The sequence below is a fragment of the Pseudomonas sp. GW821-FHT09E04 genome (genome assembly GCF_059416185.1).
The window spans coordinates 857,103-882,731 of record NZ_JBWKOR010000001.1; the positions used below are offsets into that span (position 1 = coordinate 857,103).

Annotated in this window: 24 protein-coding genes; 17 read left to right on the top strand and 7 right to left on the bottom strand. The window is 61.5% G+C overall.

Annotated features, from left to right (window positions below; genetic code table 11):
- Nucleotides 1-6: 6 nt before the first annotated feature.
- Together araD1 and AC07N4_RS03815 are read right to left on the bottom strand one after the other, a co-directional pair.
- The gene (gene araD1 / locus AC07N4_RS03810; RefSeq protein ID WP_493064983.1) at nucleotides 7-999 is read right to left on the bottom strand and encodes an AraD1 family protein; all 993 of its coding nucleotides are present in this window, start codon (nucleotides 997-999) and stop codon (nucleotides 7-9) included.
- A 35-nt stretch (nucleotides 1,000-1,034) separates the two neighbouring features.
- The gene (locus tag AC07N4_RS03815) at nucleotides 1,035-2,357 is read right to left on the bottom strand and encodes an MFS transporter (protein WP_273536457.1); all 1,323 of its coding nucleotides are present in this window, start codon (nucleotides 2,355-2,357) and stop codon (nucleotides 1,035-1,037) included.
- A 193-nt stretch (nucleotides 2,358-2,550) separates the two neighbouring features.
- Between AC07N4_RS03815 and AC07N4_RS03820 the strand changes: the two genes are divergently transcribed.
- A complete protein-coding gene (locus AC07N4_RS03820; protein ID WP_493064984.1) occupies nucleotides 2,551-4,287 on the top strand; it encodes an IlvD/Edd family dehydratase in 1,737 nt (578 codons plus the stop codon).
- 200 nt (nucleotides 4,288-4,487) lie between these two features.
- A complete protein-coding gene (locus tag AC07N4_RS03825; protein WP_169430692.1) occupies nucleotides 4,488-5,207 on the top strand; it encodes a FadR/GntR family transcriptional regulator in 720 nt (239 codons plus the stop codon).
- 261 nt (nucleotides 5,208-5,468) lie between these two features.
- On the opposite strand, the gene AC07N4_RS03830 is transcribed toward AC07N4_RS03825, so the two are convergent.
- Both AC07N4_RS03830 and AC07N4_RS03835 read right to left on the bottom strand, forming a co-directional pair.
- On the bottom strand, nucleotides 5,469-7,853 hold the full coding sequence (locus AC07N4_RS03830; protein WP_096820060.1) for an efflux RND transporter permease subunit: 2,385 nt from the start codon (nucleotides 7,851-7,853) through the stop codon (nucleotides 5,469-5,471).
- Nucleotides 7,854-7,881: 28 nt separating this feature from the next.
- Nucleotides 7,882-8,910, bottom strand: coding sequence for a WD40/YVTN/BNR-like repeat-containing protein (locus AC07N4_RS03835; RefSeq protein ID WP_493064985.1), 1,029 nt, complete (start codon nucleotides 8,908-8,910; stop codon nucleotides 7,882-7,884).
- Between the two features lie 325 nt (nucleotides 8,911-9,235).
- Here AC07N4_RS03835 and AC07N4_RS03840 point away from each other — a divergent pair, with 325 nt between their 5' ends.
- Genes AC07N4_RS03840 through AC07N4_RS03870 form a run of 7 tightly spaced genes read left to right on the top strand, consistent with a single transcriptional unit; the run spans nucleotide 9,236 to nucleotide 14,456 of the window.
- Nucleotides 9,236-9,826, top strand: coding sequence for an amino acid synthesis family protein (locus tag AC07N4_RS03840; RefSeq protein ID WP_007957412.1), 591 nt, complete (start codon nucleotides 9,236-9,238; stop codon nucleotides 9,824-9,826).
- A 31-nt stretch (nucleotides 9,827-9,857) separates the two neighbouring features.
- Nucleotides 9,858-10,691, top strand: a complete 834-nt coding sequence (locus AC07N4_RS03845; RefSeq protein WP_096820062.1) for an alpha/beta fold hydrolase — start codon at nucleotides 9,858-9,860, stop codon at nucleotides 10,689-10,691.
- Nucleotides 10,688-12,169: an aldehyde dehydrogenase gene (locus AC07N4_RS03850; RefSeq protein WP_493064986.1), complete on the top strand. Its 1,482-nt coding sequence runs from the start codon at nucleotides 10,688-10,690 to the stop codon at nucleotides 12,167-12,169. Before AC07N4_RS03845 ends, AC07N4_RS03850 begins: the two co-directional genes overlap by 4 nt.
- Nucleotides 12,170-12,181: 12 nt before the next feature.
- Nucleotides 12,182-12,667 (top strand): flavin reductase family protein, encoded by a 486-nt coding sequence (locus AC07N4_RS03855; protein WP_085711335.1) that lies wholly within the window; start codon nucleotides 12,182-12,184, stop codon nucleotides 12,665-12,667.
- 11 nt (nucleotides 12,668-12,678) lie between these two features.
- Nucleotides 12,679-13,068, top strand: coding sequence for a carboxymuconolactone decarboxylase family protein (locus AC07N4_RS03860; protein ID WP_096820065.1), 390 nt, complete (start codon nucleotides 12,679-12,681; stop codon nucleotides 13,066-13,068).
- 58 nt (nucleotides 13,069-13,126) lie between these two features.
- Nucleotides 13,127-13,891: a GntR family transcriptional regulator gene (locus AC07N4_RS03865; RefSeq protein WP_096820066.1), complete on the top strand. Its 765-nt coding sequence runs from the start codon at nucleotides 13,127-13,129 to the stop codon at nucleotides 13,889-13,891.
- A gap of 1 nt (nucleotide 13,892) precedes the next feature.
- Nucleotides 13,893-14,456, top strand: a complete 564-nt coding sequence (locus tag AC07N4_RS03870; RefSeq protein WP_096820067.1) for an NUDIX hydrolase — start codon at nucleotides 13,893-13,895, stop codon at nucleotides 14,454-14,456.
- A 9-nt stretch (nucleotides 14,457-14,465) separates the two neighbouring features.
- On the opposite strand, the gene AC07N4_RS03875 is transcribed toward AC07N4_RS03870, so the two are convergent.
- Complete coding sequence (locus AC07N4_RS03875; protein ID WP_493064987.1) at nucleotides 14,466-14,759, bottom strand: DUF1330 domain-containing protein; 294 nt, start codon at nucleotides 14,757-14,759, stop codon at nucleotides 14,466-14,468.
- 65 nt (nucleotides 14,760-14,824) lie between these two features.
- Here AC07N4_RS03875 and ribBA point away from each other — a divergent pair, with 65 nt between their 5' ends.
- The 5 genes from ribBA (at nucleotide 14,825) to AC07N4_RS03900 (ending at nucleotide 20,057) form a co-directional block, all read left to right on the top strand.
- The gene (gene ribBA / locus AC07N4_RS03880; RefSeq protein ID WP_085711338.1) at nucleotides 14,825-15,934 is read left to right on the top strand and encodes a bifunctional 3,4-dihydroxy-2-butanone-4-phosphate synthase/GTP cyclohydrolase II; all 1,110 of its coding nucleotides are present in this window, start codon (nucleotides 14,825-14,827) and stop codon (nucleotides 15,932-15,934) included.
- 166 nt (nucleotides 15,935-16,100) lie between these two features.
- Nucleotides 16,101-17,126 (top strand): ABC transporter substrate-binding protein, encoded by a 1,026-nt coding sequence (locus AC07N4_RS03885; RefSeq protein WP_096820069.1) that lies wholly within the window; start codon nucleotides 16,101-16,103, stop codon nucleotides 17,124-17,126.
- Nucleotides 17,123-18,070 (top strand): ABC transporter permease, encoded by a 948-nt coding sequence (locus tag AC07N4_RS03890; RefSeq protein ID WP_493065200.1) that lies wholly within the window; start codon nucleotides 17,123-17,125, stop codon nucleotides 18,068-18,070. Before AC07N4_RS03885 ends, AC07N4_RS03890 begins: the two co-directional genes overlap by 4 nt.
- Before the next feature lie 6 nt (nucleotides 18,071-18,076).
- Entirely contained in the window at nucleotides 18,077-18,886 is an 810-nt protein-coding gene (locus tag AC07N4_RS03895; protein ID WP_493064988.1) for an ABC transporter permease, read from the top strand.
- A gap of 16 nt (nucleotides 18,887-18,902) precedes the next feature.
- Complete coding sequence (locus AC07N4_RS03900) at nucleotides 18,903-20,057, top strand: ABC transporter ATP-binding protein (protein ID WP_493064989.1); 1,155 nt, start codon at nucleotides 18,903-18,905, stop codon at nucleotides 20,055-20,057.
- Nucleotides 20,058-20,304: 247 nt separating this feature from the next.
- Here AC07N4_RS03900 and map read toward each other — a convergent pair whose 3' ends face one another.
- Nucleotides 20,305-21,096: a type I methionyl aminopeptidase gene (gene map, locus AC07N4_RS03905; protein WP_493064990.1), complete on the bottom strand. Its 792-nt coding sequence runs from the start codon at nucleotides 21,094-21,096 to the stop codon at nucleotides 20,305-20,307.
- Nucleotides 21,093-21,353 (bottom strand): ParD-like family protein, encoded by a 261-nt coding sequence (locus tag AC07N4_RS03910; RefSeq protein WP_085711344.1) that lies wholly within the window; start codon nucleotides 21,351-21,353, stop codon nucleotides 21,093-21,095. The genes map and AC07N4_RS03910 overlap by 4 nt, the downstream gene beginning before the upstream one ends.
- A gap of 297 nt (nucleotides 21,354-21,650) precedes the next feature.
- Here AC07N4_RS03910 and AC07N4_RS03915 point away from each other — a divergent pair, with 297 nt between their 5' ends.
- The 3 genes from AC07N4_RS03915 to AC07N4_RS03925 all read left to right on the top strand — a co-directional run bounded on the left by AC07N4_RS03915 (nucleotide 21,651) and on the right by AC07N4_RS03925 (nucleotide 25,397).
- A complete protein-coding gene (locus AC07N4_RS03915; protein WP_096820075.1) occupies nucleotides 21,651-22,586 on the top strand; it encodes a Ppx/GppA family phosphatase in 936 nt (311 codons plus the stop codon).
- 259 nt (nucleotides 22,587-22,845) lie between these two features.
- Nucleotides 22,846-24,222: a pyridoxal-phosphate dependent enzyme gene (locus tag AC07N4_RS03920; protein ID WP_493064991.1), complete on the top strand. Its 1,377-nt coding sequence runs from the start codon at nucleotides 22,846-22,848 to the stop codon at nucleotides 24,220-24,222.
- A complete protein-coding gene (locus tag AC07N4_RS03925) occupies nucleotides 24,219-25,397 on the top strand; it encodes a cystathionine gamma-synthase (protein WP_493064992.1) in 1,179 nt (392 codons plus the stop codon). Before AC07N4_RS03920 ends, AC07N4_RS03925 begins: the two co-directional genes overlap by 4 nt.
- Nucleotides 25,398-25,629: the final 232 nt, after the last annotated feature.

Below are 25,629 nucleotides of genomic sequence, written 5' to 3' on the forward strand. Positions count from 1 at the left end.
ATCTCCTTAAAGGGTGCCGATGCTGTCCGGTTGGAAAACGGCTTCAACCGGGGCGATGCCATTGACCAGCGGCGCACCGAATTCGGCCTGGCTGATCTCGAACACGTCGCCCGGCTGAGTGCGGATGCCATCGGCGAACGACAGGGTCGCCGTGCCAAAGAAGTGAATGTGCACGTCGCCGGGGCGCAGGAACTGGCTGTACTTGAAGTGGTGGTATTCGAGGTTCGCCAGGCTGTGGCACATGTTGGCCTCGCCGCTGAGGAACTCGTTCTGCCACAGCACTCCGCCGTCGCGCAGGATGCGGCTGGTACCGGCCAGGTGCTGCGGCAATTCACCCACGCGCAGCTCCGGGCCGTAGCTGCAACTGCGCAATTTCGAGTGGGCCAGGTACAGGTAGTTCTTGCGCTCCATGACGTGATCGGAGAACTCGTTGCCCACCGCGAAACCGAGGCGATACGGCTTGCCGTCGTGACCGATGATGTAGAGGCCGGCCATCTCAGGCTCCTCGCCGGCGTCTTCGGCAAATGGCGGTAGCGGGAACGGCTGACCGGGGCGCACAACGATGCTGCCGTCACCCTTGTAGAACCATTCCGGTTGCACCCCGGCCTGCCCCGCTGCCGGTTTGCCACCCTCCACGCCCCACTTGAAGATGCGCATGGTGTCGGTCATCGCCGCTTCGTCGCCGGCCTGTTGGTGCATCTTGTCTCGGGCCGACGCGCTACCGAGGTGCGTGAGGCCGGTGCCGCTGACCAGCAGGTGCGCCGGGTCCGGGTGATCCAGCGGCGGCAGGATGCGCAGCTTGGCCAACAGTTCGGCGTAATCGTGGCTGATGCCGAGACCGAGGGTCTGCACCTGTTGCGCCAGCGTGCCGCCAGCCTCGATCGCCGCCAGTGCCAGATCGCGCACCGTGCGCGCATCCTGCACTTCACGCACCAGACCGCCCTCGACTACCCCGACGCGGCGCTCGCCGTTACTCAATTCGAATTGAACCAGATGCATGATGTTCTCCTGTTAAGACAAATCCTGGATCGATATCAGGTGCGGGTCGCACCGCGAGCACTGGCGGCGAACTGATCAACCGGCAATACGTGTTTGCGCTCCAGCAAGCGATAGACGACGCCCGTCAGAACCAGCCCGAACACCATCACCCCGGAAAGGAAGTACAGGCCCGAAGCGAGGTTGCCGGTGTATTCCTTCAAGGCGCCGATCACGAACGGTCCGATATAGCCGCCGAGGTTGCCCACCGAGTTGATCAAGGCAATCCCCGCCGCCGCACTGGCGCCGGCAAAGAACCGCCCCGGCAAGGTCCAGAACACCGCCGTGCAGGAAAACAGCGCGAACGCCACCAGACACAACGCCGCCAGTTGCGCCACCGGCAAGGACAACCAGGCACTGAGGAACAGGCCGATGGCGCCCAGCACATAGAGCACCGCCAGATGCCCGTAGCGATCGTTCATGCGGTCGGAACTGCGCGGCACGATCAGCAGCCCGACAATGCCGAAGATGTATGGCACCGACGACACGAAACCGGTCACCAGATCGCTGCCGCCGAACTGTTTGATCAGGGTCGGCAGCCACAGGCCAAGGCCATAAATGCTCAGGGTCACCGGCAGATAGAACAGCGCCAGCAGCAACACGCGTTTGTCCTTGAGCGCATGCAGCGGATTGCCGTGGCGGGTCTGGCCGTATTCCTGCAGATCCTTTTTCAGCTCGCCGGTCAGCCAGTCCTTCTCGGCCTGATCCATCCATTTCACTTGCTGCGGGCCGTCCGGCAGCCAGCGCAGCACCGGCCAGGTCAGCAGGATCGCCGGGGTGCCGATGACGATGAACAGCCACTGCCAGCCATGCAGACCGAGAATGCCATCCATGCCCAGCAGGCCGCCGGACACAGGGCCGGTGATCATCATCGCGATGGGTTGGGAAAGGATGAACAGCCCGAGGATCTTGCCGCGATGGCGCACCGGGAACCATTGGGTGATGTAGTACAGAACGCCGGGAAAGAACCCCGCCTCCGCCGCGCCGAGCAGAAAGCGCATCACGTAGAAACTGTGCGGGCCCTGAACGAACGCCATGCCGATGGTGATCGCGCCCCAGGTGATCATGATCCGCGCGAACCAGCGCCGCGCACCGAAGCGTTCGAGCATCAGGTTGCTGGGGATCTCCAGCAGAAAGTAGCCAATGAAAAACAGCCCGGCGCCGAGGCCGTAGGCGGCATCGCCGATACCGATGTCGGCGCCCATGTGCAGCTTGGCGAAGCCGACGGCGGAGCGATCCACATAGGCGATCAGGTACAGCAGGATCAGGAAGGGAATCAGTTTCAGCGTGATGCGCCGGACAAGCCGCAGTTCCTGGCTCATGAGATCGGTCTCCGATTGTTGTTTTTATGGAACCTCGGGGGACGCCTCTCGCGGAAAACCGCCAGGGCCATCCCTCCGTCGAAAACGACTATATAGTAATACTAATTACCCAACAACACTTCCAAAGCGCCGATTTTGCGCTTATGTTTAGCCGAAGCTCGCAAACAATAGTCTTACAATAAGAGAATCGATCATGTCTGATAAGCAACCCACCCTGCGCTCCGCCCAATGGTTTGGCACGGCCGACAAGAACGGCTTCATGTACCGCAGCTGGATGAAGAATCAGGGCATCGCCGACCATCAGTTCCATGGCAAACCGATCATCGGTATCTGCAACACCTGGTCGGAACTGACGCCGTGCAACGCGCATTTCCGCCAGATCGCCGAGCACGTCAAACGCGGGGTGATCGAGGCTGGCGGGTTTCCGGTGGAGTTCCCGGTGTTCTCCAATGGCGAATCGAACCTGCGCCCGACTGCCATGCTCACCCGCAACCTGGCGAGCATGGATGTCGAGGAAGCGATTCGCGGCAACCCGATTGACGGCGTGGTGCTGCTGACCGGTTGCGACAAAACCACCCCGGCGCTGCTGATGGGCGCGGCCAGTTGCGACGTGCCGGCCATCGTCGTCACCGGCGGGCCGATGCTCAACGGCAAGCACAAGGGCAAGGACATTGGCTCCGGCACGGTGGTCTGGCAGCTCAGTGAACAGGTCAAGGCCGGCACCATCACCATCGACGATTTCCTCGCCGCCGAGGGCGGCATGTCCCGCTCGGCCGGCACCTGCAACACCATGGGCACCGCCTCGACCATGGCCTGCATGGCCGAAGCACTGGGCACCTCCCTGCCGCACAACGCGGCGATTCCGGCCGTGGATGCGCGGCGTTATGTGCTGGCGCACATGTCCGGCATGCGTGCGGTCGAGATGGTTCGTGAAGACTTGAAGCTGTCGAAGATCCTGACCAAGGAGGCCTTCGAAAACGCGATCCGGGTCAACGCGGCGATTGGCGGTTCGACCAACGCGGTGATTCACCTCAAAGCCATCGCCGGGCGCATTGGCGTCGAGCTGGATCTGGACGACTGGACTCGCATCGGTCGCGGCATGCCGACCATCGTCGACTTGCAACCGTCCGGGCGTTTTCTGATGGAAGAGTTCTACTACGCCGGGGGCTTGCCGGCCGTGTTGCGCCGCCTCGGCGAGGCCAATCTGATTCCGAATCCGAACGCGCTGACCGTCAACGGTAAATCCATCGGCGAGAACACCAAGGACGCGCCGATCTACGGTGAAGACGAAGTGATCCGCACCCTCGACAATCCGATCCGCGCCGACGGCGGCATCTGTGTGTTGCGCGGCAATCTCGCGCCACTGGGCGCAGTGCTCAAGCCATCCGCCGCCACACCGGAACTGATGCAACACCGTGGCCGCGCGGTCGTATTCGAGAACTTCGACATGTACAAGGCACGGATCAACGATCCGGAGCTGGACGTCGATGCGAACTCGATTCTGGTGATGAAAAACTGCGGGCCGAAGGGTTATCCGGGCATGGCCGAAGTCGGCAACATGGGTTTGCCGGCCAAGCTGCTGGCACAGGGTGTGACGGATATGGTGCGCATCTCCGACGCGCGCATGAGCGGCACAGCGTACGGCACCGTCGTGTTGCACGTTGCCCCGGAAGCGGCGGCCGGCGGGCCTTTGGCGGCAGTGAAAGAAGGCGACTGGATCGAGCTGGACTGCGCCAGCGGGCGTTTGCACCTGGACATTCCGGACGCTGAACTGGCGGCACGCATGGCAGATCTGCAACCGCCGCAGCCGTTGTTGGTGGGGGGGTATCGTCAGTTGTACATCGACCATGTGTTGCAGGCGGATCAGGGGTGTGATTTTGATTTTCTGGTGGGTTGCCGAGGTGCGGAAGTGCCCCGCCATTCCCACTGACACCGCCACCCTGATCGTTCCCACGCTCTTCGTGGGAATGCCTCAAGGGACGCTCCGCGTTCCAGCTCTCGAATGGGACGCAGAGCATCCCGGGATGCGTTCCCACGCAGAGCGTGGGAACGATCATTGCGTAGCTCCAGATTCCGTCGTGCCTGCTATGATGCGCGGCATCTCCATCGCTCAGGATCGCGCCACTCCCCATGGATTACCGCAAACCTTCCGACCGCAAAAGCATGCACTCGCGCATCGTCCAGGAACTGGGCATGCAGATTGTTTCCGGACGCTTTTTGCCTTGCGACAAACTGCCCGCCGAAGCCTTGCTCTGCGAGGAGTACGCGGTCAGTCGGCCGGTGTTGCGCGAAGCCACGCGGGTGTTGGTGGCCAAGGGGCTGGTGTACTCGAAACCGCGCGTCGGTACCGTGGTCAAGCCGCGCCGCGAATGGCACATGCTCGACCCGGACGTATTGCACTGGCTGATGCAAAGCAGCCCGCAAAATGAATTCTTCAATGTGCTGACCAGCGTGCGCAGCATCATCGAACCCGCCGCTGCCGCCCTCGCCGCCCAACACGCCACCGATGCCGACATCGCCGCCATCGGCGAAGCCTACCAACGCATGGAAGCCGCACCGACCCCGGAGGCGTTGCTGCAACCGGATCTGGATTTCCACAGCCGCATCGCCGATGCGACCCATAACGACTTGTTGGCGAATCTGTGCAACATGCTGTCGGTCGCGATTGCCGAGGCGTTGAAGCATTCGAATCAGCGACCGAATCTGCATGAACTGGCGTTACCTCGGCACAAGGCGATTCTCACCGCGATCGAAAATCGTGATGCGCTGGGGGCTCGGCATGCGACGTTGGTGCAGCTGGATGATGCGCGGAGTGCTTTGAGTGTGGTGCTTGGTACTGAACTTTCGTAAGACTTGAGACCGCTTGCCCTCACCCTAGCCCTCTCCCGGAGGGAGAGGGAACCGATCGGGGGATATTGGAGAGATACACCGACTTGAACGATCCTCTTTGAATCCATAATCGACTCGGTTTTTCAGGTCGATGTATCACGCGAGACATTGCGGTCAGTTCCCTCTCCCTCCGGGAGAGGGCTAGGGTGAGGGGCTTTTGATCTTGACTCACAAAAAAGCCGCAACCCTAAGGTTGCGGCTTTGTCGTTTCAGAAGCCCGGATCAGTGAGCAAACAGAGAATTCCCCTTCTGCCCCGCCAGTTTCTCCGGCTTGATCAGGAACTTGGCCAGTGCCGGCAGCAGCCACAGCGCACCGAACATGTTCCACAGCAGCATGAAGGTCAGCATCAGGCCCATGTCGGCCTGGAACTTGATCGCCGAGAAGATCCAGGTGCACACACCGATGGCCAGGCACAGACCAGTGAACAGCACCGCTTTACCGGTGGATTTCAGGGTCTGGTAATAGGCTTCCTGCAACGGCAGGCCGGCACGCAGGAAACTTTCCAGACGGCTGTAGATGTAGATGCCGTAGTCCACGCCGATCCCCACACCCAGCGCCACCACCGGCAACGTCGCAACCTTCACGCCGATGCCCATGAACGCCATCAGTGCGTTGCCAAGTACCGAGGTCAGTACCAGCGGCAGCACGATGCACAGGGTCGCCGCCCAGGAACGGAAGGTGATCATGCACATCACCGCCACGCAGATGTACACCAGCACCAGGATGGTCAGTTCGGCCTGTTTGATGACTTCGTTGGTCGCAGCCTCGATCCCGGCGTTACCGGCCGCCAGGATGAATTCCAGACCCTCTTTGTTGTTGTCCTTGGCGAATTCCTGCACCGCATGCACCGCACGATCCAGGGTTTCAGCCTTGTGATCGTTGAGGAACACCAGCACCGGCGCCAGCGAGCAACTGTTGTTGTACAGGCCGTCGGCACGGGCGATGGAGTTGTTCAGCACGTCCGGGTTGCGCGACAGGGTTTCCCATTTCAGGTTGCCCTCGTTCATGCCCTTGATCATCTGCTTGGACACGGTCACCAACGAGATCGCCGACTGCACGCCCTCGGTGTTCTGCATCTTCCACATCAGCTCATCGATCGGCGCCATGGCCTCATAGCGCGAGCAGCCTTCGGACTTGGTCTTGACCATCACCACCAGTACGTCGGAACTGGTGGAGTAGTTGTTGATGATGAAGTTGTTGTCCTTGTTGTAGCGCGAGTCCGGACGCAGTTCCGGCGCGCCCTGGTCGAGGTCGCCGATCTTCAGGTTCTGGCTGTACCAGAGGCCGCCACCGAAGGCGATCAGAGCGAGCGCAATGGACACCGGGGCGACTTTCGGGCTGGCAAAGTTCGACAGCAGGCGCCAGAACGGGTGTTCGCGGTTGGCGTCCTTCTTGCTCTTGGCCACCGCACGCTTGCTGATGCCGACATAGGAAATCGCCACCGGCAGCAGAATCAGGTTGGTGAACACGATCACCGCCACGCCGATGGACGCGCCGATGGCCAGTTCACGGATCACGCCGATGTCGATGATCAGCAGCGTGATGAAGCCCACCGCATCCGCCAGAATCGCGATCATCCCAGGCAGGAACAATTGCCGGAACGTGCGCCGCGCCGCAGTCAGCGCGTTATCCGCCTCGCTCGATTGCAGGGCGATACCGTTGATCTTCTGCACGCCGTGGGAAATCCCGATGGCGAAAATCAGGAACGGCACCAGCATCGAATACGGATCGAGGCCGAAACCGAAGAAGTGCATCAACCCCAACTGCCAGACCACCGCCACCAGCGTGGTGCTCAACACCGCCACGGTGCTGCGCAGGCAGTTGGTGAACCACAGCAGCAGAATCAGGGTGATGACGAAGGCGACGCCGAAGAACATCACCACCATCACCAGACCGTCGATCAGGTCACCGACCTTCTTGGCGAAACCGACGATGTGGATCTTGACGTTGGGGTTCTGCGCTTCGAACTTGTTGCGGATCTTGTCTTCCAGTTCATGGGAGAACTGGCGGTAGTCCAACGCCAGCAACTTGCCCTGGTCCTGCGGGTCCGGGTAGGACTCCAGCAGTGGGATGTCGACGATGCTCGACTTGAAGTCGTTGGCCACCAGACGCCCGACCTGACCCGACTTGAGCACGTTGTTGCGCAGCATGTCGAGGCTGTCCTGGGAACCGTCGTAGCTCTGCGGGATCACTTCGCCGCCGGCGAAACCCTCCTCGGTCACTTCGGTCCAGCGCACGCTCGGGCTCCACAGCGACTTCAGGCCGGAACGGTCGACGCCGGAGATGTAGAACACCTCGTCGTTGATCTGGCGCAGGGTCTCCATGTACTCCTTGGAGAAGATGTCGCCGTCCTTGGCTTCGACCGAAATGCGCACGGTGTTGCCCAGGTTCGTCAGATCGTTGCGGTGCTCCATCATCTTCTCGATGAACGGATGCTTGAGCGGGATCATTTTTTCGAAGCTGGTGGACGGCCGGATCAGCGTCGCCTGCCAGAACAGGAAAATACTGACCAGCAGGCAGATCACGATCACTGCCGGGCGGTTGTTGAAGATCAGGCGTTCGAGAAACGTCGCCTTGTCCTGATGATGAGTGCTCAAGGAAGTCATAGCCCCGCCTTCTTATTATTGATTCGGCTCATTTGCCCAGCTCGGTGCCGTTGGGCGTGGTGGTGTGGACGCCACCCTGCCCGCTCAGGATCAGATTGCCGTTGCCGGCGGCGGTGACCGACGACAGCGAGATGCGATCCGGGCGGTTGAACACGCTGAAGGTTTCACCGTTGTCGCTGCTGCTGATCACCGTGCCGCCGTTGCCGACGATGACGATCGAGCCGTCTTCGAGGAGCGTGGCGCCGGACAGGCCGAATTCCAGCGCACCGCGCGCCGCCTTGAGTTCGACTTGCTGCCAGGTGCCGCCGAAATCAGTGGAGCGGTAGAGGTTGCCGCGCAGCCCGTAGGCCAGCAGCGTGGAAGGCTGGGCGGTGCCGATCACACCGAACAGCGAGCCCTGATACGGGCCTTCGATTTTTTCCCAGGTCTGGCCCCAGTCGGCGGAGCGGAACATCGCGCCCTGTTCACCCACGATGAACAGCCCGGCGTCTTTCACGGCGGCGATGGCGTTGAGGTGAAACTGATCCTGGTTGTCGAGGCGGTCGCTGACGTCTTGCCAGTTCTTGCCGCCGTCGGTGGTCTCGAGCAATGCGCCGTAGGCACCCACGGCCAGGCCGTTGTTGACGTCCTTGAACCAGAGGTCGAGCAGCGGCGATTCGCGCTTGAGGTCTTCGAACTGTTTGGTCCAGGTCAGGCCGCCGTCTTCGCTGGCGAGGATCTGTGCGTCATGGCCGACGGCCCAGCCGTGTTTGTCGTCGACGAAATACACGGCCGTCAGCAACTGGCGGCTTGGCACCTTGGCCTGGGTCCAGGTCTTGCCCTGGTCGTCGGAGTAGAGAATGTGCCCGCGATCACCGACCGCCACCAGCCGTGAACCGGCGTGAACGACATCGAGCATCAGGCTTTTCGGGGCCTTGGCCGATTCGATGGCGTAGACCACGTCGGCTGGCGCTTCGGCGGCCAGTACGGGCGCCGACAAGGTGGCAAAGCCCAGCAGAGAGAGTGCTGTGGCCAGCAACGCGGTGTTGCGAAACGCCGGCGGGCGGCAACGACTCATAGACCTTCCCCTATTTATTATTGTTAGGCCATTCGGCCTTCAAGGGCGCCGCAAGTGTGCTCCAGCGACGGTTGGTCAGAAGCATAGTCCTGAAACCCGCAATCCAGAGCCACTTCGGAAGCTGGCTCATCCTATCGGGCATTCGAAACGTCTGACAATCGGCGCAACGTTATCTTTTGTTAACCGAAAGGGATTACAGCCGCGGCTGAATGCACGGGCATTCGTCCGACTGATGGGCGGGAATCTTGCGTGGGGGACTTGCACGATCGGTATTATGGTATACCATCAGACGCACAGACACTCTTTATCCCCTACGGAGCAGCTCATGAGTTTCGAAATTCGCAAGATCGTCAGCTATGTCGAAGAGACCTTCATCGAAGGCGGCAAGGCTTCCGACACCCCGGTGACCATGGTGGGCCTGGCCGTCGTGATGAAGAACCCGTGGGTCGGCAATGGCTTTGTCGAAGACCTCAAGCCGCAGATCCGCGCCAACTGCTCCGACCTCGGCGCGATGATGGTCGAGCGTCTGGTGGGCATCATCGGCGGCGCCGAGAAAATCGAGGCTTACGGCAAAGCGGCAGTCGTCGGTGCGGACGGCGAGATCGAACACGCCTCGGCGGTGATCCACACCCTGCGCTTTGGCAATCACTACCGCGAAGCGGTCAAGGCCAAGAGTTACCTGAGCTTCACCAACAAGCGCGGCGGTCCGGGCACCTCGATCCAGATCCCGATGATGCACAAGGACGACGAAGGCCTGCGCTCGCACTACATCACCCTGGAAATGCAGATCGAAGATGCCCCGCGCGCCGACGAAATCGTCGTGGTACTCGGTTGCGCCGACGGTGGCCGTCTGCACCCGCGCATCGGCAACCGCTACATCGATCTGGAAGAACTGGCCGCCGAAAAAGCCCAGTAATCACAATAAAAAGGCATTGCAGGAGCGCTCCATGATTCGGCATACCGCTGAACTCACCCCGGCCGGCACCAGTTATCTGGCGACCGGCCAGGGCCACCCCGTGGTGTTGATCCACGGCGTGGGCCTGAACAAAGAAATGTGGGGCGGCCAGATCGTTGGCCTGGCCACGCAATACCGGGTGATCGCCTACGACATGCTCGGACACGGCGCCAGCCCGCGACCGGCCAGCGGTACCGCCCTGCTCGGTTATGCCGATCAGTTGCTGGAGCTGCTCGACCACCTGCAATTGCCGCTGGCATCGGTGATCGGTTTTTCCATGGGCGGTCTGGTGGCGCGGGCCTTCGCCCTGCATTACCCGCAGCGCCTGAAAAGTCTGGTGGTGCTCAATAGCGTGTTCAACCGCAGCGAAGAACAGCGCGCCGGGGTCATCGCCCGCACCGCGCAGGCCGCCGAACATGGACCGGACGCGAATGCCGAAGCGGCGCTGTCGCGCTGGTTCAGCCGTGAATACCAGGCGGCCAATCCGGCGCAGATCGCCGCGATCCGCCAGACCCTCGCCGGCAATGACCCGCAGGGCTACCTGACCACCTACGAATTGTTCGCCACCCAGGACATGTACCGCGCCGACGACCTGGGCAGCATCCAGGCGCCGACGCTGATCGCCACCGGCGAGCTGGACCCCGGATCGACCCCGGAAATGGCCGAGCAACTGGCCGCGCGCATTCCCGGCGCGAAGGTTGCCGTGCTGCCCGAGCAACGGCATATGATGCCGGTAGAGTCACCGCGACTGGTCAATCAGCTGCTGCTGGAATTTCTCGAAACCGCACACGCCCGACAAAACCCTATAAAGGGGATCGTTGCATGACACTCGCACGCTTCCAGATGTGCATCGGCGGAGAATGGGTCGACGCCCTCTCCGGCAAGACCTTCGAAAGCCTCAACCCGGCTCTGGCCGAGCCTTGGGCCGAACTGCCCGACGCGGATGAAGCCGACGTCGAACGCGCCGTGCAAGCTGCGCAAACCGCCTTCGACAGCCCGGCGTGGCGCGGTCTGACCGCCACCGCGCGCGGCAAACTGTTGCGTCGTCTCGGTGACCTGATCGCTGAAAACAAGGAACAACTGGCGCAGCTGGAAAGCCGCGACAACGGCAAACTGATCCGCGAAACCCGGGGTCAGGTCGGTTATCTGCCGGAGTTCTTCCACTACACCGCGGGCCTTGCCGACAAGCTTGAAGGCGGCACCCTGCCGCTGGATAAGCCCGACCTGTTTGCCTATACCGTGCACGAAGCCATGGGTGTGGTCGCCGCGATCATTCCGTGGAACAGCCCGCTCTATCTGACCGCGATCAAACTGGCGCCGGCGCTGGCGGCGGGCAACACCATCGTGATCAAACCGTCCGAGCATGCCTCGGCGACCATTCTGGAACTGGCGCGCCTGGCCCTCGAAGCCGGGATTCCACCGGGCGTGGTCAACGTTGTCACCGGTTACGGCCCGAGCACCGGCGCTGCCCTCACCCGCCATCCGCTGATCCGCAAGATCGCCTTCACCGGCGGCGCAGCCACGGCCCGGCATGTGGTGCGCAGCAGCGCCGAGAACTTCGCCAAGCTGTCGCTGGAACTGGGCGGCAAGTCACCGAACATCATCTTCGCCGACGCTGATCTGGACAGTGCGATCAATGGTGCGATTGCCGGGATCTACGCGGCGTCCGGGCAGAGCTGTGTATCCGGTTCGCGACTGCTGGTGCAGGACGAGATCTACGACGAGTTCGTCAGCCGACTGGTGGAACGCGCCCAGCGCATCCGAATCGGCAACCCGCAGGACGACAGCAGCGAAATGGGCCCGATGGCCACCGCGCAGCAACTGGCCGTGGTGGAAGGTCTAGTGGCCGACGCCATTGCCGAAGGTGCACGCCTGCGTCTGGGCGGCAAGCGGCCGAGCGGTGTGGGCGACGGCTGGTTCTACGAACCGACGCTGTTCGAGTGCGAACGCAATTCGATGAAGATCATGCAGGAAGAAGTGTTCGGCCCGGTGGCCTCGGTCATCCGCTTCAAGGATGAAGCCGAAGCGCTGGCGATTGCCAACGACTCTCAGTTCGGCCTCGCCGCCGGTATCTGGACTCGCGATCTGGGCCGCGCCCATCGACTGGCCCGGGACGTGCGCTCGGGGATCATCTGGGTCAACACCTACCGCGCCGTGTCGGCGATGGCGCCGATTGGCGGCTTCAAGAACAGTGGCTATGGACGCGAAAGCGGCATCGATTCGGTGCTGGCCTACACCGAACTGAAAACGGTGTGGATCAACCTCTCTCAGGCGCCGATGCCTGATCCGTTTGTGATGCGCTAGGAGTCCTGCGACATGATCGAACCCGGCATTTACAAAGACGTCATGAGCTCGTTTCCGTCCGGGGTCACGGTGGTCACCACCCTCGACCCGGATGGCGGCATCGTCGGCATCACCGCCAGCGCCTTCAGTGCGCTGTCGATTGACCCGGCGCTGGTGCTGTTCTGCCCCAACTATGCTTCCGACACCTACCCGGTGCTGCGCGACAGCAAGCGTTTCGCGATCCATTTGCTGTCCGCCGACCAGACCGCCGAGGCCTACGCCTTCGCCGGCAAAGGCAAGGACAAGGCCAACGGCATCGACTGGCATTTGAGCGAGCTCGGTAACCCGATCCTCGCCAAGGCCACGGCGATCATCGAGTGCGAACTGTGGCGCGAATACGACGGTGGCGACCACGCGATCATCGTCGGCGCAGTGAAGAACCTGATCCTGCCGGCGCAACCGGTGACGCCGATGATCTATCACAAGGGCAAGCTCGGCGCCCTGCCGACACTGGGTTGAGAGGAGGACACATGAGCCACGAAAAATATGAGCAGGGCTTGAAGATCCGCACCCAGGTGCTCGGCGAAGCCTATGTGCAGCGCTCGATCGAGAACGCCGACGACTTCACCCGCCCGCTGCAGGAAATGGTCACCGAATACTGCTGGGGTCATGTCTGGGGGCGCGAGGGCCTGTCGCTCAAGGAGCGCAGCATGATCAACCTGGCGATGATCTCCGCGCTGAACCGCCCGCATGAACTGAAACTGCATGTGCGCGGCGCCTTGCGTAACGGCCTGAGTCGTGAGCAAATACGCGAAATTCTGCTTCAGGTCGGTATTTATTGCGGCGTCCCGGCAGCCGTGGACAGTTTCCGGCTCGCCCGTGAAGCCTTCGCCGAAGCCGACGCCGAGGCCTCCAGTTAACCCCTCGGCTGTTTGAATGCCCGTCTGGCATGGACAGCCACACTAAAGAGCGGACCCCATGAAACGCCTGCCACTCGACGACAGCTTCAAGGTCAATCGCAACCCCGTCACCCTGCGCGAAATCGTGCTGGATAAACTGCGAAGCGCCATCATGAACTTCCAGCTGCTGCCGGGCGATCGCCTGGTGGAGCGCGATCTGTGCGATCGCCTGGGTGTCAGCCGTACGTCGGTGCGTGAAGCCTTGCGTCACCTGGAATCCGAAGGCCTGGTGGAGTTTGCCGACGCCAAGGGCCCGCGCGTGGCAATCATCACCCTCGCCGATGCGGTCGACATCTATGAACTGCGCTGCGTGCTCGAAGGCCTGATCGTCCAGCTGTTCACCCTGCGCGCCAAGGCCAAGGACATCAAGGCCCTGGAAAAAGCCCTCGACGAGAACCGCAAGGCGCTCAAGGACGGCGAACTGCAACAGGTAATCGACTCGGTGCAGGGTTTTTACGACGTGCTGCTGGAAGGCTCCGGCAACCATGTCGCGGCCACTCAACTGCGCCAGTTGCAGGCACGCATCAGCTACCTGCGGGCGACGTCGGTGTCCCAGGAAAACCGTCGTGGTGCGAGTAACCAGGAAATGGAAAAAATGGTCGAGGCGATCAAGAGCGGCGATCCGCTGGCGGCGCATCAGGCGTGCGTCGATCACGTTCGCGCCGCCGCTGCGGTGGCCCTCGATTATCTCAAGCGCAAACAGGAAGAAACCGGCACCGTACTCAAAGGCACGCCGCCGATCACCCTGCCCATTCCGCTGAAAGAACCGCGCATAGGTCACTGACATGTTCAGCCCGAGCTTTTGCCCGAAATGCGGTGGCGCTGACCTCGGTCAGCAGGTGCCGCCGGGCGATACGCACGAGCGCCTGATGTGCCGCGGCTGCGGCTACATCCACTATGTGAACCCGAAGATCATCGCCGGCTGCATCATCGAGCAGGACGGCAAATACCTCTTGTGCCAACGGGCGATCCCCCCGCGCGCCGGCACCTGGACTTTGCCCGCCGGTTTCATGGAAAGCGGCGAAACCACCGAACAGGCAGCCCTGCGCGAAGTCTGGGAAGAAAGCGGCGTACGTGCGGAAATCGTCTCGCCGTACTCGATCTTCAGCGTGCCGAAAATCAGCGAGGTCTACATCATCTTCCGCGCCCTCGCGCTGGAGATCACCGGCCAGTACGGCCCGGAAACCCTCGACTATAAATTCTTCGCCCCCGAAGACATTCCGTGGGACCAGATCTACTACCCGGCGATCCGGCAGATCCTCGAACGCTACATCGAGGAACGCCAGGCCGGGGTGTATGGCATGTACATGGGCAATGACGACAGCGGCAAGATTCATTTCATGCGCTGATCGTGCTGCTTACGGCGCCATTCCTTCCACAATGATGATCTCCGCCTTCGCCCATTCCTCGCGATAACCTTTCGCTTCCTGATACGCCGCCGAGCGATAGCACGCCACCGCCTGCTCGTAGCTGTCGAACTCGATCACCACGCTGCGCTGAGGCGTCGTCCGCCCTTCCATCGCTTCGCTGCGCCCGCCTCTGGCTAAAAACTTCGCGCCGAACTCGGCGAACGCTTTTGGCGCGCGCTGGGTGTATTGGCTGTAGTGATCGGGATCGGTGATGTCCACGTGTGCAATCCAGTACGCCTTCATAGTGACCTCTCAGTTGAATTTGTATTATGGTATACCACGAATTTCATCCACATCGAGAGTCCAGCATGGCCTTCAACAGCATCGAAGAAATCATCGAAGATTATCGCCTCGGCAAAATGGTGTTGCTGGTCGATGACGAAGACCGGGAAAACGAAGGCGACCTGCTGTTGGCCGCCGACCGTTGCACGCCCGAGGCGATCAGTTTCATGGCCCGAGAGGCTCGGGGGCTGATCTGCCTGACGTTGACTGACGATCATTGCCAGCGCCTGGGACTTGAGCAAATGGTGCCGAGCAATGGCAGCGTATTCAGCACCGCGTTCACGGTTTCCATCGAAGCGGCGGTCGGCGTGACTACCGGCATTTCCGCCGCCGACCGCGCTTGTACGGTGGCCGCTGCGGTGGCGCCCAATGCTCGCGCAGAAGACCTGGTGCAGCCCGGCCACATCTTCCCGCTGCGCGCCAAGGAAGGTGGCGTGCTGACCCGTGCCGGTCACACCGAGGCCGGTTGTGATCTGGCGCGCCTCGCCGGTTTCACGCCAGCGTCGGTAATCGTCGAAGTGATGAACGACGACGGCACCATGGCCCGCCGCCCGGATCTGGAAGTCTTTGCGCGCAAGCACGGGATCAAGATCGGCACCATTGCCGACCTGATCCACTATCGCCTGAGCACCGAACACACCATCGAGCGCATCGGCGAGCGGGAATTGCCGACGGTGCATGGCACCTTCCGTTTGATCACTTTCGAAGATCGCATCGAGGGTGGCGTGCACATGGCGATGGTCATGGGCGAATTGCGTCGCGAAGAACCGACGCTGGTGCGCGTGCATGTGATCGATCCGCTGCGTGATCTGGTCGGCGCCGAGTACAGCGGGCCGACGAACTGGACGCTATGGGCAGCGCTGCAGCGGGTCGCGGCCGAAGGACATGGCGTGGTCGTGGTGCTGGCCAATCATGAGTCGTCGCAGGCGTTGCTGGAGCGAGTGCCGCAGCTGACTCAGCCGCCACGACAGTTCAGTCGTTCGCAATCGCGGATCTATTCCGAGGTGGGAACCGGGGCGCAGATTCTGCAGAACCTGGGCGTCGGTAAGCTGCGTCACCTGGGCCCGCCGCTCAAATACGCCGGTTTGACCGGCTACGATCTTGAGGTAGTCGAGAGCATTCCGTTCACCGAATAACCCCGTTTGCCAGATAGCCGGTAAGGCAAAGTGCTTGCACAATGTTTGGAATACCATAATATGATATTCCATAGACCGGACGACCTGAAAAACCGTCCAGCTACTGCTCCCGACAGGCGGGCAACAACGCAAGCCCGCTCAAAAACACAACAATGAGGGCGTAAAAATGGTGTTGAACAAAGCTGCAACCGCGATCTTTCTTGCGGGACTGCTGAGCGTGACCGGTCAGGCCGCGATGGCCGCCGAGAGTGTGAACTTTGTCAGTTGGGGCGGTAGCACCCAGGATGCGCAGAAACAGGCCTGGGCCGATCCGTTCAGCAAGGCCAGCGGCATCACCGTTGTGCAGGACGGCCCGACCGACTACGGCAAACTCAAAGCCATGGTCGAAAGCGGCAACGTGCAATGGGACGTGGTCGACGTCGAAGCCGATTTCGCCCTGCGCGCCGCCTCCGAAGGCCTGCTCGAACCCCTCGATTTCAAACAGATCCAGCGCGACAAGATCGACCCGCGTTTCGTCAGCGACTACGGCGTCGGTTCGTTCTTCTTCTCCTTCGTCCTCGGCTACAACGAGGGCAAACTCGGCGCCAACAAACCACAAGACTGGAGCGCGCTGTTCGACACCAAAACCTTCCCCGGCAAACGCGCCCTGTACAAATGGCCGAGCCCCGGCGTGCTTGAACTGGCGTTGCTCGCCGACGGCGTTCCAGCAGACAAGCTCTACCCGCTGGACCTCGATCGCGCCTTCAAGAAACTCGACACCATCAAGAAAGACATCGTCTGGTGGGGCGGCGGCGCGCAGTCGCAGCAACTGCTGGCCTCCGGTGAAGCGAGCATGGGCCAGTTCTGGAACGGCCGGATTCACGCCTTGCAAGAAGACGGCGCACCGGTCGGCGTGAGCTGGAAGCAAAACCTGGTCATGGCCGACATTCTGGTGGTGCCAAAGGGTTCGAAAAACAAGGACGCGGCGATGAAGTTCCTGGCCAGCGCCAGCAGTGCCAAAGGCCAGGCCGACTTCTCCAACCTGACCGCCTACGCCCCGGTCAACGTCGACAGTGTGGCGCGTCTGGACTCGACGCTGGCCCCGAACCTGCCGACTGCCTACGCTAAGGATCAGATCACTCTTGATTTCGCGTACTGGGCCAAGAACGGCCAGGCCATCGCGACACGGTGGAACGAATGGCTGGTCAAATGAAAATGGCGGCCACCGCGTCCCGTCCCTCCACTGCCACCGGGAGCGCCGCCAGCGCTGCCGGGTCGGCCGCCGGAAAAAAGGCGAGTGCAATGGCGCAAGCCCCGTCCCTGAAACAACGCTGGCGCGGCGCCGGCAATCTGCTGCCGGCACTGCTGTTCCTCGGTCTGTTCTTTCTTGCGCCGTTGATTGGCCTTCTGTTGCGCGGCGTGCTGGAACCGGTGCCGGGCCTTAGCAACTATGAACAACTGTTCGCCAACTCTGCGTACGCCCGGGTGCTGTTCAACACCTTCTCGGTAGCGGGACTGGTGACCGTGTTCAGCCTGCTGCTGGGTTTTCCGCTGGCCTGGGCAATCACCCTGGTGCCACGGGGCTGGGGCCGCTGGATCCTCAACATCGTGCTGCTGTCGATGTGGACCAGCCTCCTCGCCCGCACCTATTCGTGGCTGGTGCTGTTGCAGGCTTCGGGCGTCATCAATAAAGCGTTGATGGCCGTGGGCATCATCGATCAGCCACTGGAAATGGTGCACAACCTGACCGGCGTGGTGATCGGCATGAGCTACATCATGATCCCGTTCATCGTGCTGCCATTGCAGGCGACCATGCAGGCCATCGACCCGATGATTCTGCAGGCCGGTTCGATCTGTGGCGCCAGCCCGTGGACCAACTTCTTCCGGGTGTTCCTGCCGCTGTGCCGGCCGGGGCTGGCGTCCGGCGGGTTGATGGTGTTCGTGATGTCGCTCGGTTACTACGTCACCCCGGCACTGCTGGGCGGGGCGCAGAACATGATGCTGCCGGAGTTCATCATTCAGCAGGTGCAGTCGTTCCTCAACTGGGGTCTGGCCAGCGCCGGCGCCGCGTTGCTGATCGTCATCACCCTGGTGCTGTTCTACTTCTACCTGAAGCTTCAACCGGAATCCCCGGTTGGCGCCAGTAACGCGAGGTAAGCCGACATGCTCCTGACTCCCAACGCCATGAGCCGCCGGATGCGCTTCGGCCTGTACGCCACCACCGGGCTGATAGCGCTGTTTCTGCTGCTGCCGATCGTTTTCATCATCCTGCTGTCGTTCGGCTCGTCCCAATGGCTGGTGTTCCCGCCGCCGGGCTGGACGCTGAAATGGTACGGCCAGTTCTTCTCCAATGCCGACTGGATGAGCGCAGCGCTGGCCAGCCTCAAGGTCGCGGTACTGACCACGATCTGCGCCGTCGCCCTCGGTTTGCCGACTGCCTTCGCGCTGGTGCGCGGACGCTTCCCCGGCCGGGAAATGCTCTACGGCCTGTTCACCCTGCCGATGATTGTGCCGCTGGTGATCATCGCCGTGGCGGTGTACGCGCTGTTCCTCAAGCTCGGCTACACCGGGACGATGTTCGCCTTCGTCGTCAGCCATGTGATCGTCGCACTGCCGTTCACCATTATCTCGATCATCAACTCGCTGAAGCTGTTCGATCAGTCGATTGAGGACGCAGCAGTGATCTGCGGTGCGTCACGCCTGCAAGCGGTGTTCAAGGTGACCTTTCCGGCGATTCGTCCGGGGATGGTGGCCGGTGCCCTCTTCGCCTTTCTGGTTTCGTGGGACGAAGTGGTGCTCAGCGTGATGATGGCCAGCCCGACCCTGCAAACCCTTCCCGTGAAAATGTGGACCACCCTGCGCCAGGACCTGACGCCCGTGATCGCCGTCGCCTCGACGCTGCTGATCGGCCTGTCGGTATTGGTCATGGTGATCGCCGCCGCCCTGCGTCGGCGCAACGAAATCAGCGCCTGAGCGCCAGGAGTACGACATGAGTGCCGTGATCAAAGACGCATCCCAGCAGAACGACAAACCCTTGGTCAGCCTGCGCAACCTGAACAAGCACTACGGCGATTTCGCGGCCGTGGACAACATCTCGCTGGACATCAAGGACGGCGAATTCCTGACCTTCCTCGGCTCCAGTGGCTCGGGCAAAAGCACCACGCTGTCGATGCTCGCCGGCTTCGAAACCCCGAGCAGCGGCGAGATCCTGGTCAACGGCCAGTCGCTGGTCAACGTGCCGCCGCACAAGCGCGACATCGGCATGGTGTTCCAGCGTTATTCGCTGTTCCCGCATCTGTCGGTGCGCGACAACATCGCGTTCCCGCTGGCGATCCGCAAACTCGCGGCTGCCGAGCGCGACAAACGTGTCGATGCGATGCTGAAACTGGTGCAGCTCGAACAATTCGCCCATCGCCGCCCTTCACAATTGTCTGGCGGCCAACAGCAACGGGTCGCCATTGCACGAGCGTTGGTTTACGAGCCACGCATCCTGCTGATGGACGAACCTCTTGGTGCGCTGGACAAGAAACTGCGCGAAGACTTGCAGGATGAACTGCGCCAGTTGCACCGTCGTCTCGGCATCACCATCGTCTACGTGACCCACGACCAGGAAGAAGCCATGCGCCTGTCACAGCGCATCGCGATTTTCAGTCACGGCAAGATTGTCGGGCTCGGCAGCGGTTATGACCTGTACCAGAGTCCGCCGAATGCGTTTGTGGCGTCGTTCCTTGGCAACTCGAACTTCCTCAAGCTCAAGGCTCAGGGCAACGGGGCGGCGAGTTTTGAAAGTCAGTCACTGTCGATTCGCCTCACCGCTGGATTGCAGACCGGGCAGGATGTGCTGCTGATGGTGCGCCCGGAAAAGGCTTTGGCGTTGAGTGTGCAGCAGGCAGCGAGTGAGCCGCTGATGGCGGGCTGGAATGAGGTTTCGGCGAAGGTGGTCGAGGTGCTGTTTCTGGGTGAAAGTCAGACGTGCAGTGTGGTCACGTCGGGTGGCACGTCCATGACCGTGAAAGCATTGTCGGCGGCTGGGATGCCGTTGAAGGCCGGGGATCCGGTGCAGGTGCGCTGGGCGACTGCTGATGCATGCGTCTATACCGAGTGGGCGGAGAGTGATTTGAACAAAGCTGCTGGCGCTCATTAAGAACGCGTCACCTGCCCGCCCTCACCCCAGCCCTCTCCCGGAGGGAGAGGGAGCCGACCGAGGTGTCTTGCGCTGTACATCGACCTGAAAAACCGAGTTGATTATGGATTCGGCACAGCATTCTGGTCGGCGGCGGTTATGGATTCACTGCGGAGCTTTCAGGTCGGCGTAATTCTCCAATATTCCCCAATCGGCTCCCTCTCCCTCCGGGAGAGGGCTGGGGTGAGGGCCAGCGGCCGACGCGCTCTCATTTGATAGCCGCAAACCCCTCAATCTGATCAGGCCAAGCCGTCAACACTTCAAACCCGTCTTCCGTCACCGCAATCATGTGCTCCCACTGTGCCGACAACGATTGATCCTTGGTCACGACAGTCCAGCCATCAGCCAGGCTCTTCACATGGCGCTTGCCGGCATTGAGCATCGGCTCGATGGTGAAGATCATGCCCGCCTTCAGCTTCAGGCCCTGCTCGGGATAACCGTAATGCAGCACTTGCGGCTCATCGTGATAGACCTTGCCGATCCCGTGCCCGCAATACTCGCGCACCACGCTGAACCCTTCCTTTTCCGCCAGGCTTTGAATCGCATGGCCGATGTCGCCCAGCGTCGCGCCCGGCCGCACCATGCGGATGCCGGCGCACATGGCGTCGTAAGTGGTCTTGATCAGGTGCCGCGCCTCGGGTGTTGGTTCGCCGACCACGTACATGCGGCTGGTGTCGCCGAACCAGCCATCCTTGATGACGGCGATGTCGAGGTTGACGATATCGCCATCCTTCAGCACCCGACCCGATGGAATGCCATGGCAGACCACTTCGTTGACCGACGCGCAGACGGTTTTCGGGAAGCCGTGATAACCGACATTGGCCGGAATCGCTTTCTGCACGTTGACGATGTAATCGTTGCACAAGCGGTCGAGCTGATCCGTGGTAACGCCAGCCTTGACGTGCGGCACCAGCATCGCCAGCACCTCGGCGGCCAGTTGGCCGGCCACGCGGGACTGGGCGATTTCAGCTTGGGTGTTGATCTTGATCGGGTTTCTCATGCCTTGGCTGCCTCTTGAACCGGGATGTTCTGCGCGGCATCGGCCAGGGCACAGATTTGTTGCAGATCCAGACCGCCCGCCTGCTCGGCGCGAATCAGCAACCGGCAGATGGCGTGGTGATCAAGGTCGGGATAGAGCTCGGCGAGCATGCCGATGCGCATCCAGTGCTCGGCCTGCGCGTTGATCGAGCGGCTGAGTGCGTTGCTGGAGATGCGCAGATTCTCGTGCATGTCCTCTGAAATCTTCACAATGCCCATGGCAATTTCCGATACGAAGTGTATATGGTTCGTATACTAATCGTACGCCGCCACGGATTGCAAACTTTGCTGGCCCAGTAAATCGCAGGCAAAAAAAAGCTGCCAAAGTTGGCAGCCAAAATCATGAAAAGCACGCGATGTATTGGGGGCAAGAATAGGCGGCCGATAATGACAGTGTCATGACAGCGATGAATTCATTGAACCGCCCCGCCCGCGTCATCAGGTTGTCATCGAACCCACGGCAGAATCCTCGCAAACCGTCCCGAGCCTCCCGACGGAAGATTTGCAAGGACTCCCATGAAAGAAGACACCTCGCTGTTTGCTGCCATCGACCTGGGCTCGAATGCGTTTCGCATGATGATTGGCCAGTCGGTACGCAGCAGAAAGGGCTTCATGATTCAGGAGGTCAAAACCTTGCGCGAGCCAGTGCGGCTGGCCGAAGGTTTCGACGGCCGGGCATTGGACGAAATGGCGCTGGATCGTGGTTGGCAGGCCTTGGCGCGGTTCGGCAAGAAGCTGCGCGGTTTCGAGCCCGGTCGTGTGCGAGCAGTCGCTACGAGCGCCGTGCGCGAGGCAGACAACGCGCAGTTGTTCCTGGCCAGCGCGGAACGGCATCTGGGATTTCGCATCGATGTGATTTCCGGGCATGAAGAAGCGCGTCTGGTCTATGCCGGTGTGGCCCACACCCTGCCGGTCGCCGATGACATGCGACTGGTGGTCGACATTGGCGGCGGCTCCACCGAACTGATTCTCGGCCAGGGCTCGCAGCCGCTGCTGACCGAAAGCATTGCCATCGGCAGCGGCACCTTGAGCGCGCGCTACTTTCGCAATGGCGAGATTTCCGCCGGCGCCCTGCAAGAAGCCGAACGGGTGGCCATCCTGCAATTCGAAAAAGTCGCCCGTCGCTATCGTGCCCAGGGCTGGCAGCAGACGATCGGCTCTTCGGGCACCGCGCGGATGCTCGCCAAAGTGCTCAAGGCCAATCGCCTGAACGATTACGGCCAAAGCGGTATCACCTACGGTGGCCTGCTGCGGCTGTCGTTGCGCCTGCTGGAAGTCAGCAATGTTCAACAGCTGAAACTGGCCGGCCTGCAACCCCATCGCCAGAGCATTCTGCCCGGCGGCCTGGTCGTCATGCTGGCGGCATTCAAGGTGTTCGGGATCGCGCAAATGGTGCCGTCCGAACCTGGATTGCGACTGGGGGTTCTGCACGGCCTGATGAGCAATCACTGAGCGATTTTCGCTGCAGGATTTTCACTGCCGAATCAAGCCATCCGTGACGCTGAAGACGCCCTTTGAATACTCAATGACGCCTCTGTGTAAACCTCTGTAAATCGCTCCCTTCCCCTCTCTGATTTCGTTCTATCGTTAGATCGAAATGGCTGAATTGCACGCTGACTAAAGGTTGCGACAGTTGATGTCTGCGCCTATGTTGCACGCGAGCTTTTCCCCCGCGAATGGAACGCGATCAACACCACAAAGAGGTGAAGAAATGTCAAAGGAATCACGCCCTGCCGTACTTGGGCTGATCGGCAATACTCCGCTGGTACAAGTCACCCGCTTCGATACCGGCCTGTGCACCCTGTTTCTCAAACTTGAATCCCAGAACCCCGGCGGATCGATCAAGGATCGTATCGGCCTGGCGATGATTGACGCCGCCGAACGCGACGGTCGCCTGCAACCCGGTGGCACGATCGTTGAAGCCACCGCCGGCAACACCGGCCTGGGCCTGGCACTGGTTGGCCGCGCCAAGGGCTACCGCGTCGTGCTGGTCGTGCCGGACAAGATGTCCACGGAGAAAGTCCTGCACCTCAAGGCCATGGGCGCCGAAGTGCACATCACCCGCTCCGATGTCGGCAAGGGTCACCCCGAGTACTACCAGGACGTCGCCGCCCGTCTGGCGAAAGACATTCCCGGCGCCTTTTTCGCCGACCAGTTCAACAACCCTGCCAACCCGCTGGCCCACGAATGCAGCACTGCACCGGAAATCTGGGCGCAGACCGAGCATGACCTGGACGCCATCGTGGTCGGCGTCGGCTCGGCCGGCACGCTGACCGGCCTGACCCGCTTCTTCAAGCGCGTGCAGCCGGATCTTGAAATGGTCCTGGCCGACCCGGTCGGTTCGGTGATGGCTGAATACAGCCGCAGCAAACATCTCGGCACCGCCGGTTCGTGGGCGGTGGAAGGCATCGGCGAAGACTTCATTCCGTCGATCACCGACCTGTCGAGCGTGCGCAGCGCCTACTCGATCAGCGACGAAGAAAGCTTCGATCACGCCCGCCAGTTGCTGAAAGCCGAAGGTATTCTCGGCGGTTCGTCCACCGGCACCCTGCTCGCCGCCGCGCTGCGTTACTGCCGTGAGCAGACCGTGCCGAAACGTGTGGTCAGCTTCGTCTGCGACACCGGCACTCGCTACCTGTCGAAGGTCTACAACGACCAATGGATGACCGATCAGGGCCTGTTGCAGCGCAAACGCTACGGCGATCTGCGCGACCTGATTGCCCGACGTTTCGAAGACGGCAAAGTCGTCAGCGTCGGCCCGGACGACACGCTGATGACCGCGTTCCAGCGCATGCGCCTGGCCGATGTCTCGCAGTTACCGGTGCTGGTGGATGGCAAAAAATTGGTCGGCGTGATCGACGAATCGGACATTCTGGTGCGCGTACACGAAGACGCCTCGCTCTTCAGCAAACCCGTCGCCCATGCGATGACAGACAAGTTGCAAACCCTCGCCCCCGGCGCCACGCTGGCTGAACTGGAAGCAGTCCTCAGCAGCGGCCTGGTGGCGATCATTGCCGACGCTTCCGGCTTCCACGGCCTGATCACCCGCGTCGACATGCTCAATCAGTTACGGAGATCCCTCGCATGAGTCAGCACGACAAGAACGCCCGCCCTCAGGGCTTCGCCACCCGCGTGATCCACGCAGGGCAAACGCCGGACCCGACCACCGGCGCGCTGATGCCGCCGATCTACGCCAACTCCACGTACCTGCAAGACAGTCCTGGCGTACACAAGGGTTTCGACTACGGCCGCTCGCACAACCCGACGCGTTTTGCGCTGGAGCGTTGCGTGGCGGACCTGGAAGGCGGCACCCAGGCCTTCGCCTTCGCTTCCGGGCTGGCGACGATTTCCACCGTGCTCGAACTGATCGACGCCGGCTCGCACATCGTGTCCGGCAATGACCTGTACGGCGGGACGTTCCGTCTGTTCGACAAGGTGCGCCAGCGCAGTGCCGGGCATCGTTTCAGCTACGTTGACCTGGCCGACCTGTCGGCGTTCGAAGCGTCGCTGCAGGACGACACGCGCATGGTCATGGTGGAGACGCCAACCAACCCGCTGCTGAGCCTGTCCGACCTCGCCGCCATCGCGCGCATCTGCAAGGCGCGCGGGATCATCTGTGTGGCCGACAACACCTTCGCCAGCCCATGGATCCAGCGTCCGCTGGAACTGGGTTTCGACATCGTGCTGCACTCGACCACCAAATACCTGAACGGTCACTCAGACGTGATCGGCGGCATCGCGGTGGTGGGCGACAACCCAGCACTGGCCGAGCGCCTGGGCTTTCTGCAGAACGCCGTCGGTGCCATCTCCGGCCCGTTCGACGCCTTCCTCACCCTGCGCGGCGTGAAGACGCTGGCACTGCGCATGGAGCGTCATTGCAGCAACGCACTGGAGCTGGCGCGCTGGCTGGAGCAACAGCCGCAGGTCAAACGCGTCTACTACCCGGGCCTGGAATCCCATCCACAACACGAACTGGCCAAGCGTCAGATGCGTAGTTTCGGCGGGATGATTTCCCTGGATCTGAACAGTGATCTGGCAGGCGCACGCCGCTTCCTGGAGAACGTGCAGATCTTCGCCCTGGCCGAAAGCCTCGGCGGTGTGGAAAGCCTGATCGAGCACCCGGCGATCATGACCCACGCGACCATCCCGGCCGAAACCCGTGCCAAGCTCGGCATCGGTGACAGCCTGGTGCGTCTGTCGGTGGGCGTCGAGGACATCGACGACCTGCGGGCGGATCTGGCGCAGGCGCTGGCCAGTATCTAACTCGCAAAAACGTCAAAGCCCGCACGATGCGGGCTTTGGTGTTTGAGTAGGCGGCCAGTGCTGGTCTCTGGCTTACGAGGTTTATCAGGACTCTCACAGTACAGGCAATGTGCTCTGCTGCTTCACACGGCATAAGGGCTGGAACCCAGCGCGGGGTTCTTTCTAACCGTGTACCCTTCGGAACGCGCCCAACGCTTCCTCGCTATCCGCTTGCGCATCAGTCTGCGTCTTC